Consider the following 14,333-nt stretch of genomic DNA (forward strand, 5'->3'; position numbering starts at 1 on the left):
CCGCAGGCCATGCCCCATCGCCGGTCGCTCACACAGGAAGAGATCGAGGGGGCGCCTTTTGCCCCCGACCTGCACGATGCACGCCACCTGTGGCTGAAGGCGGGCCTGCTGCTCGTGTGGGTGCTGGTGTCGTTCGGCACCGGCTACTTCGCGCGCGACCTGCAATTCCTGGTGGGTCCATGGCCGTTGAGCTACTGGATTGCCTCCCAGGGGGCAGTCCTGATGTTCATTGGCATCGTCTGCGTTTACTGTGCCGCCATGAGCTACTTCGAACGGCAGGACATGGCGGCGCAGCGCGACGCTGCCACAGTCCCACCCCATGATTGAACGCGGCGGCGAGGGGCGCAGCTACATGGCGCGCCTGAACCGCATCGTGGCGCTGTACATCGCGGGGCTGCTGGGGTTTGTGGCCCTGATGGCCTGGGCCGAGCAGCGCGGGCTGTCGCGCCAGTGGATTGGCCCCATCTTCCTGTTTCTCACCGTGATGGCCTACGCCGCCATCGGCGTGTACGGCCGCACCACGGATGCGGACGAATACTACGTGGCGGGCCGCCGCATTCCGCCGTTCTACAACGGCATGGCCGCCGCCGCGGACTGGATGAGTGCGGCCTCGTTCATCAGCCTGTCGGGCGCGCTGTATCTGCAGGGCTTCTCGGGCACGCCGGAGCAGCCGGGCGGGCTGGCCTATCTGTTGGGCTGGACGGGCGGCTTCGTGCTTGTGGCCATGCTCATCGCGCCGCACCTGCGGGCGATGAACCTCTACACCGTTCCGGACTTCTTCCAGGTGCGTTTTGGCGGGCGCTGGCCACGCATCATCGCGGCCCTGTCGGCCGTGCTGTGCTCTTTCACCTACGTGGTGGCGCAGATCTACGGCGTGGGGCTGATCGCCTCGCGCCTGACCGGCGTGCAGTTCGAGATCGGCATCATGCTCGGCCTGGGCGGCGTGCTGCTGTGCTCGTTCCTGGGGGGGATGCGCGCCATCACCTGGACGCAGGTGGCGCAGTACATCGTCATCCTGCTGGCGTTCCTGATCCCGGTGTCGTGGCTGGCGTATAAGCAGCTCGGCAACCCCGTTGCACCGGTGGTGGCGGGAGCACAGATCGGCAAGATCACCACGCTGGAGGGCGGGCTGCTGGCCTCGGAGGTCGAGCAAGACGTGGTCGCGGCCTACCTGCAGCGCGCCGAGGATTACAAGGCGCGGCTGGCCGACGTGCCCGCCGCACTCGCGCGGGAGCGCGAGGCGGCACGCGAGCGCATCCAGCGCCTGCGCGCCCAGAACGCCGACGTGGGGCTGATCGTGGCCGCCAGCCGGGATTTGGCCTCCATGCCGCGCGACGAGGCTGCCGCGCGCGATCGCTGGACGCGCGAGATGCGCGACAACTATGAGCGTGCCCGCGCCATGGGCGGCCTGCCGCGCCACAGCCAGGCGTTTGCGGGCGATCCGCAGGGCACCCCGCAGGAGCGCCAGACCTTCGACGATGCGCGCCGCAACTTCCTGGCGCTGATGTTCTGCCTGATGGTGGGAACGGCCGGCCTGCCGCACCTGCTGACGCGCTACTACACGGTGCCCTCGGTGGCGGGCGCGCGCGCGTCGGTCGCGTGGTCGCTGTTCTTCATCGCACTGCTGTACCTGAGTGCGCCGGCGCTCGCCGTGCTGGTGAAGTTCGAGGTCATGAACAACCTCGTGGGCAGCAGCTTCGACCAACTGCCCAACTGGATGGCGCAATGGGCCCGTGTGGATGCCTCGCTGCTGTCCGTGGAGGACGTGAACGGCGACGGCATCGTGCAGTTCGGCGAAATCCGCTTCGGGGCCGACCTCATCATGCTGGCCACGCCCGAGATCGGCGGGCTCCCCTACGTGATCTCCGGCCTGGTGGCCGCGGGCGGGCTGGCCGCTGCGCTGTCCACTGCCGATGGCCTGCTGCTCACCATCAGCAACGCGCTGGTGCGCGACCTGTACCACCAGGAAACGCGCCGCAAGGCGTCGCCCGAGCAGCGGGTGATCCTGACCAAGTTCACGCTGCTCTCCGTGGCGCTGTCCGCGGCGTTCGTGGCGGCGCTCAAGCCGTCCGAAATCCTGCCCATGGTGTCGGCGTCGTTTTCCATCGCCGCATCGGCCTTCGTGCCCGCGATGGTACTGGGCATCTTCTGGCGCGGTACTACGCGCCAGGGCGCGGTGGCCGGCATGCTCGCCGGCCTGTCCGTCACGGTGTATTACCTGTTGGCGCAGGTGGACAGCGTGCGCGAATGGGTGCCTTCCGCGCTGCTCGTCGATGGCCTGTGGTTCGGCATCCATCCGATTTCGGCCGGGGTCTTCGGCGTGCCGGTGGGCCTGGCTGTGGCGTGGAGCGTCAGCCTGGCCACGCGGCCGGGCCACGTGCGGTCGGTGCCCGCGGACGGGCTGTAGCGCGCCGCGCCCCGCGGCTGAGCGCCCACGGGCGACCTGCGGTTTGACCTCATTCACAAATGGTCACATTCGTGCGACGCTGGGCTCGTGCGGCGTTCCATGCCGCTTTTCCATCACGTACCAAGCGAAGAGGTGGGCATGATTCTCGTGAAGACACCGGCTGGGCAACTGGCGCTGAAGGATCGCCAGGGTGCGCTGTCGCCGCGCCAGCGCTCAGCCTTCATCCTGTTCGACGGCAAGCGCACCCTGGACCAGGTGCTGACGGCCACGGCGGCCATGGGCATCTCGCGCGAGGACGTGCAGCTCATGATCGACCAGGGGTTGCTGGAGAGCGGACCGGGAGCGCCGGCACCCGCGGCCGCAGCGCCGGCGGACGGCGCCGAGGTGCAGGTCGATGGCACGGGGCGCACGCAGCGCGAGCGCTATCAAGCCGCCTACCCGATCGCCACCGAACTTACCGCCAGCCTGGGGCTGAAGGGCTTCCGCCTGAATCTGGCGGTCGAGGGGGCTGCGGGGTATGAGGATCTGGCGGCGCTGGCTCCCAAGATCCGCGAGGCCGTGGGAGACGCCAAGTACACCAGGCTGGAGAGGGCGTTGTTCGCGTGAATGCGGCGCTGGGCGTGGTCCCTGCCGGACCCACCCAGTCCTCAATAAAAAAGAGGAGCGTGCATGACACGCTCCCCTTGCATGAACAGCGTCCGCAGCCGGACGCAAGGTGTTCTTAGACGCGCTTGCGGTATTCGCCCGTGCGCGTGTCGATCTCGATCTTGTCGCCCTGGTCCACGAACAGCGGCACGGCCACTTCGAAGCCGGTGGCGATCTTCGCGGGCTTGAGCACCTTGCCGGACGTATCGCCCTTCACGGCGGGTTCGGTCCAGGTGATCTCGCGCTCCACGCTGGTGGGCAGTTCCACGGAGATGGCCTTGCCGTCGTAGAACACCACTTCGGCGGCCATGCCGTCTTCGAGGTAGCTGATGGCATCGCCCATGTTGGAGGCTTCCACTTCGTACTGGTTGTACTCGGCGTCCATCCACACGTACATCGGATCGGCGAAGTAGGAGTAGGTGCACTCCTTCTTGTCCAGGATCACGTTGTCGATCTTGTCGTCGGCCTTGAAGACGACTTCGGTGCCCATGTTGGACAGGAGCGCCTTCAGCTTCATGCGCACGGTAGCGGCGCCGCGGCCGCCGCGGGCGTATTCGGTCTTCAGCACGATCATGGGGTCTTTGCCCTGCATGATCACGTTGCCGGCGCGGATTTCTTGAGCGATTTTCATGGCTTGCTTGGGAAGGAAAGGTTGACCGCTCCACAAGTCGGGGCGGGCGGGCGTGGCCCAGGCGTTTGCGTGAACTGGGCCGCCTTCCACCCCGGCGCATGTTCCGCGGCGGGGGCGCCGGCTGGGCACGCGAGTGCCGCCTTCGAATGGCGCAAAACCAGGGATTCTAGCTTTTCTCCGCCACAAACCCTAGTAGTAAGGTCAATAAATCCTGCTGTGCCAGCAGCCGCGCACGCGCGGACTGTATACATGCGCGCCATTCGCCCAGGGTGGCCGCGTCCAGCGGCGGCAACTCGCTGCGGGTCTCCAGACCGTTCCAGAGGGCCGACCAGCGCCGCAGCGACGCTGGTGCGTGCAGCCAGTCCAGGAAGGCCAGTAGCTTGGCGTGGTGCGCATCGTCGTGCTGCGGATAGATCTGCCACACGAACGGCTGGCCCGCCCACAGGGCGCGCACCAGCGAGTCCTCGCCGCGCACGAAGTTCAGGTCGCAGGCCCAGAGCATTTCGTCAAAGGCCGGCTGAGGGCAGAGTGGCAGATATGAAATTGATAGCTGCTCGCGCTTGCTGTATGAGCCTTGGAGGCTGTTTTGACTCTCAAACTGCTGCTGCCATTGGCGCACGGCCGCCGTGGCACGTCCGGGCGTGACCAGCAGCCGCACGTCGCTGCGCGGCTGCCATTGCGCCAGCAGCTGGGGCAGGGCGGGTGGCTCGTAGCAGAACAGCGAGATGGCGACTTCGTCTGCCCCGATGCCGTGGCCGGCGCGCCAGGCGGAGCGGTCGAACGCGGCCTGGCGCGCCAGCAGGTCTGGCTCACGCAGCAGGCCGCCCGTGCGCTCGGTGAAGCCGGGGTAGTAGAACCAGCGTGTCAGGCCTGCCCCCGGGCCGCTCATGAGCGGAGACGGCAGCCGGTGGCAGCGTTCCACATAGGCCTCGGCCGACAGATACTCCAGGTTGATCCATAAGGGTTTTGGGCCTGTAGCGTTTGTGTGGTGAGCGATGGCAGCTATGAATTGCGGAGCAATTTCGCAGCCGAAGGCCTCCACCACCACGTCGCCGGGCCCGTCTACGGGCGCCTGCGTGGGCCAAGGCAGCACCTGTACGCCAGGTGCGCCCTGCGGCGCCATCCAGGCCAGAGCGCTGGCGTCATCCACCCACAGGCGCACGCGGTGGCCGCGGCTGCCCAGATCGGCCGCCAGGCGCCAGCACACGCCGATGTCGCCAAAGTTGTCGATCACCTGGCAAAAGATGTCCCAGCGCAGGTGGCCCGTGGCCTTCGTCATGGCGCCTCCTGGGCGCCGGCGCGCAGGTGGTCCACCAGCAAGCGTGCGACGCTGGACAGCGACTCCTCCGAGCGCACGCACAGCGACAGCCGCCGCCGTGCCCAGGGCTCATCCAGCGTGATGGCGCGCAGGGCCAGTGTGCCGCGGTAGATCTGGGCGCTGCCGCGCGGCAGCACGGCCACGCCCAGGCCGGCGGACACCATCAGGCACAGGGCGTCGTAGCTCGTGACCTGAATGCGCAGCTTGAGCGGCATCTCCTGCTCGGCCGCGGCGCGTGTGAGCAGGTTGTTGATGGCGCTGCCCGGATGCATACCCACGAAGTCGCAGGCCAGGGCATCGCTCAGGCGCACGCTGCGGCGGCGCGCCAGCGCATGGCCTGCGGGGACGATGAGGACCAGCTCGTCCTCGCGGTAGGGCAGCAGGCTCACGCGCTCGCCATAACTGCCGTGGTTGAGGATGCCCACGTCGGCTGCGTTCTCGGCCACCGATTGCGCTACGGCGGTGCTGATCTGCTCCTGCAGCCGCACATCGACCTGCGGGTGCGCGGCCATGAAGCGCTGCAGTTCGCCCGGGAGGAACTGCGTGATGGCCGAGATGTTGGCCACCACGCGCACGTGGCCGCGCACGCCGGCGCGAAAGTCCTGCATCTGCGTGGCGATGCCGTCCAGGTCGTTGAGCACGCCGCGCGCCAGGTGCAGCAGGGCGTAGGCCGCAGCCGTGGGCTCGGTGCCGCGGTTGCTGCGCGTGAACAGCTCCACGCGCAGCGCGTCCTCCAGCTCGGCCAGGCGGCGGCTGGCGGCGGAGGGCGCGATGTGTTCGCGCGCGGCGGCGCGGGCGATGGCGTTTTCCTCCATCACCGCGACGAACAGGCGCAGGGAGACCGGGTCGAGCTTCATGGGCGGCGATGGTACTGCGGCGGCGGCGGGCCATGCCGGTTTGCGATGGCAGCTTCGCGCTTGAGCGTTTTGCGGCCCAGCCGGGGCGCCGCATCATGCCGCCTGGATTGCAGGAGACATATGACCCCCAAGTACAACACCGCTGCCCCCACGCCTGCGGCACTGGCCGGCGTGCGCGTGATCGAAATGGGCCAGCTCATCGCCGGGCCGTTCTGCGGCAAGACATTGGGCGAGTTCGGCGCCGATGTGGTGAAGATCGAGGCCGTGGGCGCGGGCGACCCCCTGCGCAACTGGCGCCTCATCAAGGAGGGCACCTCCGTGTGGTGGCAGGTGCAGTCGCGCAACAAGAAGTCGGTGGCGCTGGACCTGCGCCAGGCCGAGGCGCAGGACATCGCGCGCCGCCTGATTGCTGAAGCCGACGTGCTCATCGAGAACTTCCGTCCCGGCACGCTGGAGGGCTGGGGCCTATCGCCCGAGGCGCTGCACGCCCTCAACCCGGGCTTGGTCATCCTGCGCATCTCGGGCTACGGGCAGACCGGCCCCTACCGCGACCTGCCGGGTTTTGGCGTGATCGGCGAGGCCATGGGCGGCCTGCGCCACCTCACGGCCGAGCCGGGCCGCGTGCCGGTGCGCGTGGGCGTGTCGATCGGTGACACGCTGGCCGCGCTGCACGGCGCCATCGGCGTGATGATGGCGCTGTACCACCGCAAGGTGAACGGCGGCGCGGGCCAGGTGATCGACGTGGCCCTGCACGAGGCGGTGTTCAACTGCATGGAAAGCCTGATCCCCGAGTACAGCGCCTTTGGCGCCGTGCGCGAGGCCGCGGGCAGCGCGCTGCCGGGCATTGCGCCGAGCAACGCCTACCCCTGTCAGGACGGCTGGGTGCTGGTGGCCGGCAATGGCGACAGCATCTTCAAGCGCCTGATGGCCACCATCGGCCGCCAGGATCTGGCCGATGACCCGCAACTGGCCGACAACGCCGGCCGCGTGGTGCGCGTGGCCGAGATCGACGCGGCCATTGGCCGCTGGACCGCCGAGCGCACCGTGGCGCAAGTCATGGAGTTGCTGGCCGCAGCGCGCGTGCCGGCGGGCAAGGTCTATACCGCCAAGGACATCGCCGAGGACCCGCACTACCAGGCGCGAGACATGTTGCTCACGCAGCGCACGCGCGACGGCTACGAGCTGCAGGTGCCGGGCATCGTGCCCAAGCTCTCGGTCACGCCGGGCACCATCCGCACCAGCGCGCCGCGCCTGGGGGACGACACCGATGCCGTGCTGGCCGAGGCGGGGCTGACGGCCGAGCAGATCGCGCTGCTGCGAAGCAAGGGAGTGATCCAATGACGACCAGCGTGTGGAACGGCGCCGGGCGGCGCATCGAGCTGTGCGACGTGGGCCTGCGCGACGGCCTGCAGATGGAGGCGCAGTTCGTGCCGACCGAGGACAAGATCGCGCTCGTGAATGCACTGTCCCACGCGGGCCTGTCCAAGATCGAGGTGACCTCGTTCACCTCGCCCACGGCCATCCCCGCGCTGCGCGACGCCGAGGTGGTGATGTGTGAGATCGAGCGCCGCCCCGGCGTGACCTACACCGCGCTGGTGCCCAACGCGCGTGGCGCGGAGCGCGCCATCGAGTCGCGCACCGACGAGCTGAACCTGGTCATGTCCGTCAGCGAGACGCACAACCTCGCCAACCTGCGCATGACGCGCGCGCAATCGTTCGCGGCACTGGCACAGGTGATCACCATGGCGCAGGCGGCGCAGGTGCCGGTGAACGTGTCGCTGTCGTGCGTGTTCGGTTGCCCCATGGAGGGCGACGTGGCGCTGGACGCCGTATGGGACCATGTGCAGCGCTTCGCCGACCTGGGCGTTGCGGGCATCACGTTGTGCGACACCACGGGCATGGCCTTTCCCACGCAGGTGGGGCAGGTGGTGGCTGCTGCGCGCGCGCGCTGGCCGGGCATGGCCTTCACGCTGCACTTCCACAACACGCGCGGCATGGGCCTGGCCAATGTGCTGGCGGCCATCGATGCGGGGGCGCAGCGCTTTGACGCATCGCTGGGCGGCCTGGGCGGCTGTCCCTATGCGCCGGGTGCCACGGGCAATGTATGCACCGAAGAAGTGGTGCATGCGCTGCAGCTCATGGGTTACGACACGGGCATTGATCTGCCGGCGCTGATCGCCACTGCGGCCCGCCTGCCCGCGCTGATCGGCCACGAGGTGCCCAGCCAGATCGTGAAGGCGGGGTGCCGGCTGGACCTGCATCCGGTGCCTGCGGGCTTTGACGCGATCCGCGAGCGCGCACTGGCGCGGTAGCTTTCACCGCACGTCCATAACGACAGGAGACAACACCATGCCTTTGACCACTGCATTCCACGGCCGCAGGGCCGCGCTGGCCTTTGGGGCCGCTGTGGGCGCACTGCTGTGCACCGCGCCCCTGGGCGCCGCCGCGCAGGACAAGTACCCCTCCAAGCCCATCACCCTGGTGGTGCCGCAGGCCGCGGGCGGCGCCAACGACGCGATTGCGCGCGTGCTGGCGCAGCGCCTGGGCGAGCAGATGGGCCAGAGCGTGGTGGTGGACAACCGCCCCGGCGCGGGCGGCACGCTGGCCACGGCGGCCCTGGCGCGCTCCAAGCACGATGGCTACACGCTGCTGGTCACGGCCGACAGCGCGCACGTGATCGGCCCGGCGCTCTACAAGAACCCGGGGTTCGACGCCGTCAAGGATTTCGAGCCCGTGGCGCCCGTCGCCACCGCCGGCTATGTGCTGGTGGCGCATCCTTCGTTTCCGGGCAACAACGTGGCGGACCTGATCCGGCTGGCCAAGGCCAGCCCCGGCAAGTACGCCATCGCCTCGGCTGGCAACGGCACGCTCAACCACCTGATCGGTGAGCTGCTGCAAAAGGCCGCGGGCATCCAGCTGCAGCACATTCCCTACAAGGGCTCGGCGGCGGCCGCCACCGACGTGGCGGGCGGGCAGGTGCCGCTGTCCGTGCAGAGCCTGCCCTCGTCGATCGCCTTCATCAAGGCGGGCAAGCTCAAGGTGTTGGGCGTGGTGAACGAAAAGCGCGTCGCCGCGCTGCCCGACGTGCCCACCATCGGCGAGACGCTCAAGGGCTTCGCGCAGGCACCGTGGTACGCCATGTTCGCCCCGGCGGGCACGCCCGCGCCCATCGTCGAGCGGCTGCAGGCCGAAGTGGCACGCGCGCTGGACCACAAGGATGTGGTGGACAAGCTCGCCGTCGTGGGCTGCGAGCCGTTCAAGGGCTCGTCTGCCCAGCTGGGTGCGCTGGTGCAGTCCGACCTGCCCAAGTGGGCGCGCGTGGTCAAGGACACCGGCGCCACCGTGGACTGATTCTTCCATCCCGATTTCGCACAACTTTCAACAAGGAGACACAACCCATGATGACCACGCGCATCACACGCAAACATTTCGGCGCACTGGCGCTGGCCGCTTTGGCGCCGCTGGCGCTGTCCACGGCCTGGGCGCAGGGCGGCTACCCATCGCGCACGGTGACCTTCGTCGTGCCGGCCGCCGCCGGCGGCACCACCGACATCTCGGCCCGCATGGCCGCGCAGGCGCTGGCACCGGTGCTGGGCCAGTCGGTGGTGGTGGACAACAAGGGTGGCGGCAACGGCGCCATCGCGGCCAACATCGTCAAGCGCGCCGAGCCCGATGGCTACACGCTGCTCATGCAGTACTCGGGCTACCACGTGATCTCGCCCCATCTCACCAAGGCACCGCAGTGGGATCAGAAGGACTTCCAGCCCATCGCTAATGTGATCTCGGCGCCGCAGATCATCGTGGTGCGCGACGGCCTGCCGGTGAAGACCCTGGCCGAGCTGGTGGCCTACGCCAAGGCCAACCCCGGCAAGCTCAACTACGCCTCGTCGGGCAACGGCTCGCTGCAGCACGTGACCGGCGCCATGCTGGAGCAGCAGGGCGGCATCAAGATGGTGCACGTGCCCTACAAGGGCACGGGCCCCGCGCTGCAGGACCTGCTGGGCGGCCAGGTGGACCTGACCTTCGGCACCGCTCCGCCGTTCATGCCTCACATCCAGTCCGGCAAGCTGCGCGTGCTGGCCGTCACGGGTAAGGAGCGCCTGGCCAGCCTGCCCGACGCCCCCACCACGGCCGAGGCCGGCTACCCGGGCGTGAACGCCACCTCGTGGTTCGCGCTGTTTGCGCCCGCAGGGGTGCCCAAGCCGGTCATCGACAAGCTGGCCGCCGACATGAAGAAGGTGGTGGAAGACCCGGCCTTCCGCAAGAAGGCGCAGGAACAGGGTGCCGCGGCCGACTACCAGGGCCCGCAGCAGCTGGGCGAGCGCGTGAAGAGCGACTTCGCCAACTGGGCGGGCGTGATCAAGAGCTCCAAGATCGAGGCGGAATAAATCCGCCCTACACTGGGCGCCCTTTGCAACCGGCAGCCCGCGCGTGCTGTCGCCCGGCGCCCCCATGACCGCTCCCACTGATCTGCCCTACCTGCGGGCCTACGCGCCCGCGCTGCAGGCCCAGGCCCATGCGCTGCTGGCGCAGGGCCAGCTGGGCGCACTGCTGCAGCGCAAGTACCCCGAGGGCCACGCGGTGCGCAGCGACAAGGCGCTGTACGACTACGCCCAGGAATTCAAGGCGCGCCACCTGCGCAACGCGGGCACGGTGAACAAGGTGCTGTTCGACAGCAAGATCCACGTAGTGCGCCATGCGCTGGGGCTGCACACCCACCGCACGCAGGTGCAGGGCGGGCGGCTGGCGGCGCGGCATGAGATCCGCGTGGCCGCGCTGTTCAAGCAGACGCCCGACGAGTTCTTGCGCATGATCGTCGTGCATGAGCTGGCCCACCTGCGCGAGAAAGACCATGGCAAGGCCTTCTACCAGCTGTGCACCCACATGGAGCCGCAGTACCACCAGTTCGAGTTCGACCTGCGCCTGTACCTCACGCACCTGGACGCGGGCGGTGAGCTGCTGTGGTGAAATGCTATTGAAAAAATAGCTGCCAGCGCTTGATAGGTAAGCGCTACGGCCCGTTTTGGCTTAAATCTCAGTCGATCTGCAGCGCCGCGCAGTACTGCGCGGGCAACTGTAGCCAGCGTTCGGCTGCCGACTGCAGCGCGGCCAACTGGCCGGTGGTGTAGAGCTGGATGTGCCCCGGCGCGGCGGGCGCGCCATCCGCCGCGTGCTCGGGTGCGAGGGCGCCGGCCTGGTCGAGGATGCGCCGGGTCTGGCGCGCCACGGGCGCACCTGTGTCGATGATCTGCACATCCGGCCCCACCAGGGCGCGCAGCATGTCCTTGGCGAACACGTAGTGGGTGCAGCCCAGCACCAGCGTGTCGATCTCGCCCGTTTTCAAGCCAAAAGTGCCCAGCGCGCCCGTGTACTGGACGCAAAGCGCTTCTATTTTTGCCATGGATGCGGCGGCGGGCAGCGGCTCCTCGGTGCTTTGCTCGATGGCGCGCGCCAGGCCGTCGCAAGGCTGCACCGAAAAGCGCGTGCCGGCCGAATGCCCATCGCGCAGGCGCTGAAAGCGCGCGCTGCCCACCGTGCCGCGCGTGGCCAGCACGCCCACGTGGTGCGTCTGGCTGCTGGCGGCGGCGGGCTTGAGCGCCGGCTCCACCCCGATGGCGGGCAGGTCGGGCAGGGCGGCGCGCAGTTGTTCCACCGCGGCGGCGGTGGCCGTGTTGCAGGCGACCACCAGCGCCTTGATGCCGTGGTGTTCGCGCAGCCAGCGGGCGATGGCCAGCGTGCGCTGCTGCACGAAGGCGTCACCCTTGGCGTCCCCATAGGGAGCGTTGCCGCTGTCGGCCAGGTAGACGAAATGCTCGTGCGGCAGTTCGTGGCGCAGCGCCTGCAGCACGCTCAGGCCGCCAATGCCGCTGTCGAACACACCAATGGGACGGGCGGCAAGGGGCGATGTCATGGAAGGCGTGGCAAGAAATCGGGGGAAGGGCACCGCCAGGAGGGGCGGCGGCGCACGGGCCTCCAGTATGCCCGTGCGGCGGCCGGGCTGCAGGGGCGCGCTCTAGGCCGCGCCGGGCGGCACGTACCCCTGCGGGTGCTGGGGTAGATCGTCCTGGAGGGGCCACCAGCTGCAGCGCGAGGCCACATGCATGTGGAATGCCGGCGCCGCGGCCACGGGCTCGTCCAGCAGGCCTGCGCGGATGCGCACCACACCGGGCAGGCTGTCGCGCTCGCTGAATACCGGCGAACCGCAGATGTCGCAGAACACGCGCCGCTTGCCGGGGGAGGACTCGAAGCGCCGCAGCAGGTCCTGGCCGGCCTGGAACTGCAGCCGCTCCACGTCCACCGGCAGGTTGGCGGCAAACGCGCTGCCCTGCGCGCGGCGACACTGCGCGCAGTGGCAGATCTGGATCGGGGCCAGCGGCCCGCGGATCGTGAAGCGCACGCCCTGGCAGAGGCAGGCGCCGTGGTGCTGCGGCTCGGATGGGTTCATGGCAGACGGCGAAGGTGTGTTGGCGTCACTCTACGGCAGGCTCCGCCGGGGCGGCGGTGCGGTAAAACACCAGCAGCCGGTTGTTCGCAGGCATGGCGTGGTCGTGCGCGAGCGCGAGGCCGTGCTGTGCCGCCAGCGCCACGATGTCCTCGAAGTGGCGGATGCCGCTGTGCGGGTCGCGCTGGCGCAGCCAGGCATCAAAGGCGCGGTTGCTGTCACTGGTGTAGGTTCCGCCGTAGTTGAAGGGGCCGTACAGCGCCAGCACGCCGCCGCCAGGCAGGTGGGCACCGGCCAGCGCGAACAGCCGCTGCACCAGCGGCCAGGCCACGATGTGCGCGGTGTTGCTGCTGAATACCGCATCGAACGGCCCGCTGTCAGGTTCGCCCTGCGGCCAATCGCTGTGCGCCAGGTCCAGCAGCAGCGGCGGGCGCAGGTTGGGCGCCGGGTGCTGCCCATGCCAGGCGCGTATGCCTGCGTGGTTGTCCGCCAGGTCGCTGGTCTGCCACACCAAGTGGGGCAGGCGCGGCGCGAAATACACGCTGTGCTGGCCCGTGCCCGAGCCGATTTCCAGCACATGGCGCCGGTCGGCGAAGGCCTGCTGCAGCACGGCGAAGATGGGCGCCTGGTTGTTTTCGCAGGCCTGGGAAAACGGCAGGGGAGGGTGACTCATGGCATGTGTGCTCAAAGCGCCTGTACTTCCACGGTGACGTGCGACAGCTCGTGCACCGGCAGCAGCAGGGCCTTGTAGTGTTGCGCGGGCTGCGGCGTGGCCGAGGCGACGGAGATGATGGCAGCAAAATGGCCCGGGCCGACCTGCCAGACGTGCAGGTCTTTCAGCGTGTCGCCCGTGGCGGCGAGGATGTCCTCGATCTCCTGGCGGACCTGCGGCCCTTCGGCTGGCGCATCCAGCAGCACGCTGCCGGCGTCACGGATCAACCCCCAGGACCAGCGGGCGATCACCAGCGCGCCCACCACGCCCATGGCCGGGTCGGCCCAGAGCCAGCCGTAGCTGCGCCCCACGAGCAGCGCCGCGATGGCCAGCACGGAGGTCAGCGCGTCGGCCAGCACATGCAGGTACGCCGCGCGCAGGTTGTTGTCGTGGCCATGGCGGCCGTGGTCGTGGTCGTGGTCGGCGTGGTGATGGTCGTGCACGTGATCGTGGCCATGGTGGTGGTGCCCATGTCCGCCATGCAGCAGCCGGGCGGACACCAGGTTCACCACGAGGCCGATCACCGCCACGGCGATTGCCTGCTCGAAGCGGATGGGCACGGGGTCGGTCAGCCGCAGGAAGCTCTCCCACGCGATGAGCAGCGCCACGATGGCCAGCACCACGGCGCTGGCGAAGCCGGCCAGGTCGCCCATCTTGCCGGTGCCGAACGAGAAGCGTGGGTTGGCCGCATGGCGGCGTGCATACCGATAGGCCAGCGCCGTGATCAGCATGGCACCGGCGTGCGTGGACATGTGCCAGCCGTCGGCCACCAGGGCCATCGAACCGTACAGCTTGCCCGCCAGGATCTCGGCGACCATCATGCCGGCCGTTAGCGCGATCACGAGCCACACGCGCCGCTCGTTGCGCTGGTGCTCCGCGCCCAGGAAGACGTGGTGATGGTCGGCGGGGAAGGGTGCGGGCGCCGCGCCCGCGGTGTGCAGGGTGGAGGAAGTCATTTCAGGTACGAGCGCAGGATGTCCATCATTTCTTCGCCGCCGGTGCGGCGCTCGGCATCGGTGCCGGCGTCCACCACATGAGCCTGCAGGTGGCCCAGCATGACTTCGGTGGTCAGACCATTCATGGCGCCGCGTGCCGAAGCGAGCTGCCGCAGCACTTCTGCGCACGCGGCGTCACCCTCCAGGGCGCGCTCGATGCCCTCCATCTGGCCCTTGATGCGCCGCACGCGTGCGATCAGCTTGTCTTTTTGCCCGTGGGTGTGGGACATGGGGTGATTCAAAAAATAGTGTGGGGGGCTATGCTAACCCGGCCGCACGGACCGCGGCGGGAACGCGGCCATTGCGCGCAGCGGGCGCTTGCGCAA

16 protein-coding genes are annotated in these 14,333 nt (G+C 68.9%); 8 read left to right on the forward strand and 8 right to left on the reverse strand.

The window, feature by feature from the left end; all coding sequences use genetic code 11:
- The first annotated feature begins 9 nt into the window (after positions 1-9).
- The 3 genes from AC1PPL_RS05710 (at position 10) to AC1PPL_RS05720 (ending at position 3,013) form a co-directional block, all read left to right on the forward strand.
- The gene (locus tag AC1PPL_RS05710; protein ID WP_479972866.1) at positions 10-327 is read left to right on the forward strand and encodes a DUF4212 domain-containing protein; all 318 of its coding nucleotides are present in this window, start codon (positions 10-12) and stop codon (positions 325-327) included.
- Positions 320-2,407, forward strand: coding sequence for a VC_2705 family sodium/solute symporter (locus AC1PPL_RS05715; RefSeq protein WP_479972867.1), 2,088 nt, complete (start codon positions 320-322; stop codon positions 2,405-2,407). The genes AC1PPL_RS05710 and AC1PPL_RS05715 overlap by 8 nt, the downstream gene beginning before the upstream one ends.
- A gap of 138 nt (positions 2,408-2,545) precedes the next feature.
- On the forward strand, positions 2,546-3,013 hold the full coding sequence (locus tag AC1PPL_RS05720; RefSeq protein ID WP_047350521.1) for a hypothetical protein: 468 nt from the start codon (positions 2,546-2,548) through the stop codon (positions 3,011-3,013).
- Positions 3,014-3,128: 115 nt separating this feature from the next.
- On the opposite strand, the gene efp is transcribed toward AC1PPL_RS05720, so the two are convergent.
- The 3 genes from efp to AC1PPL_RS05735 all read right to left on the reverse strand — a co-directional run bounded on the left by efp (position 3,129) and on the right by AC1PPL_RS05735 (position 5,858).
- Positions 3,129-3,683: an elongation factor P gene (gene efp / locus AC1PPL_RS05725; RefSeq protein ID WP_011806028.1), complete on the reverse strand. Its 555-nt coding sequence runs from the start codon at positions 3,681-3,683 to the stop codon at positions 3,129-3,131.
- A gap of 166 nt (positions 3,684-3,849) precedes the next feature.
- Positions 3,850-4,962 (reverse strand): elongation factor P maturation arginine rhamnosyltransferase EarP, encoded by a 1,113-nt coding sequence (gene earP / locus AC1PPL_RS05730; protein WP_479972868.1) that lies wholly within the window; start codon positions 4,960-4,962, stop codon positions 3,850-3,852.
- The gene (locus tag AC1PPL_RS05735; RefSeq protein WP_479972869.1) at positions 4,959-5,858 is read right to left on the reverse strand and encodes a LysR family transcriptional regulator; all 900 of its coding nucleotides are present in this window, start codon (positions 5,856-5,858) and stop codon (positions 4,959-4,961) included. Before AC1PPL_RS05735 ends, earP begins: the two co-directional genes overlap by 4 nt.
- A gap of 120 nt (positions 5,859-5,978) precedes the next feature.
- Between AC1PPL_RS05735 and AC1PPL_RS05740 the strand changes: the two genes are divergently transcribed.
- The 5 genes from AC1PPL_RS05740 (at position 5,979) to AC1PPL_RS05760 (ending at position 10,826) form a co-directional block, all read left to right on the forward strand.
- On the forward strand, positions 5,979-7,199 hold the full coding sequence (locus tag AC1PPL_RS05740; protein ID WP_479972870.1) for a CaiB/BaiF CoA transferase family protein: 1,221 nt from the start codon (positions 5,979-5,981) through the stop codon (positions 7,197-7,199).
- Entirely contained in the window at positions 7,196-8,170 is a 975-nt protein-coding gene (locus AC1PPL_RS05745) for a hydroxymethylglutaryl-CoA lyase (RefSeq protein WP_479972871.1), read from the forward strand. The genes AC1PPL_RS05740 and AC1PPL_RS05745 overlap by 4 nt, the downstream gene beginning before the upstream one ends.
- A gap of 37 nt (positions 8,171-8,207) precedes the next feature.
- Positions 8,208-9,209 carry a Bug family tripartite tricarboxylate transporter substrate binding protein gene (locus tag AC1PPL_RS05750; RefSeq protein ID WP_479972872.1) on the forward strand — a complete coding sequence of 334 codons (1,002 nt, stop codon included), beginning with the start codon at positions 8,208-8,210 and terminating at the stop codon, positions 9,207-9,209.
- Between the two features lie 50 nt (positions 9,210-9,259).
- Positions 9,260-10,246: a Bug family tripartite tricarboxylate transporter substrate binding protein gene (locus AC1PPL_RS05755; RefSeq protein ID WP_041836343.1), complete on the forward strand. Its 987-nt coding sequence runs from the start codon at positions 9,260-9,262 to the stop codon at positions 10,244-10,246.
- A 64-nt stretch (positions 10,247-10,310) separates the two neighbouring features.
- Positions 10,311-10,826 (forward strand): M48 metallopeptidase family protein, encoded by a 516-nt coding sequence (locus AC1PPL_RS05760; RefSeq protein ID WP_479972873.1) that lies wholly within the window; start codon positions 10,311-10,313, stop codon positions 10,824-10,826.
- A gap of 67 nt (positions 10,827-10,893) precedes the next feature.
- Here the strand turns inward: AC1PPL_RS05760 and murI are convergent, their stop codons facing one another.
- From murI to AC1PPL_RS05785, 5 genes are all read right to left on the reverse strand, one after another.
- Entirely contained in the window at positions 10,894-11,769 is an 876-nt protein-coding gene (murI, locus tag AC1PPL_RS05765) for a glutamate racemase (protein WP_011806020.1), read from the reverse strand.
- Positions 11,770-11,871: 102 nt separating this feature from the next.
- On the reverse strand, positions 11,872-12,303 hold the full coding sequence (locus AC1PPL_RS05770; protein ID WP_479972874.1) for a GFA family protein: 432 nt from the start codon (positions 12,301-12,303) through the stop codon (positions 11,872-11,874).
- A 25-nt stretch (positions 12,304-12,328) separates the two neighbouring features.
- A complete protein-coding gene (locus AC1PPL_RS05775; RefSeq protein WP_479972875.1) occupies positions 12,329-12,973 on the reverse strand; it encodes a DUF938 domain-containing protein in 645 nt (214 codons plus the stop codon).
- A gap of 11 nt (positions 12,974-12,984) precedes the next feature.
- Entirely contained in the window at positions 12,985-13,968 is a 984-nt protein-coding gene (gene dmeF, locus AC1PPL_RS05780; RefSeq protein WP_479972876.1) for a CDF family Co(II)/Ni(II) efflux transporter DmeF, read from the reverse strand.
- Positions 13,965-14,237, reverse strand: a complete 273-nt coding sequence (locus AC1PPL_RS05785; protein WP_015913751.1) for a metal/formaldehyde-sensitive transcriptional repressor — start codon at positions 14,235-14,237, stop codon at positions 13,965-13,967. The genes dmeF and AC1PPL_RS05785 overlap by 4 nt, the downstream gene beginning before the upstream one ends.
- Positions 14,238-14,333: the final 96 nt, after the last annotated feature.

It is taken from the genome of Diaphorobacter sp. B2A2W2 (assembly GCF_056730635.1).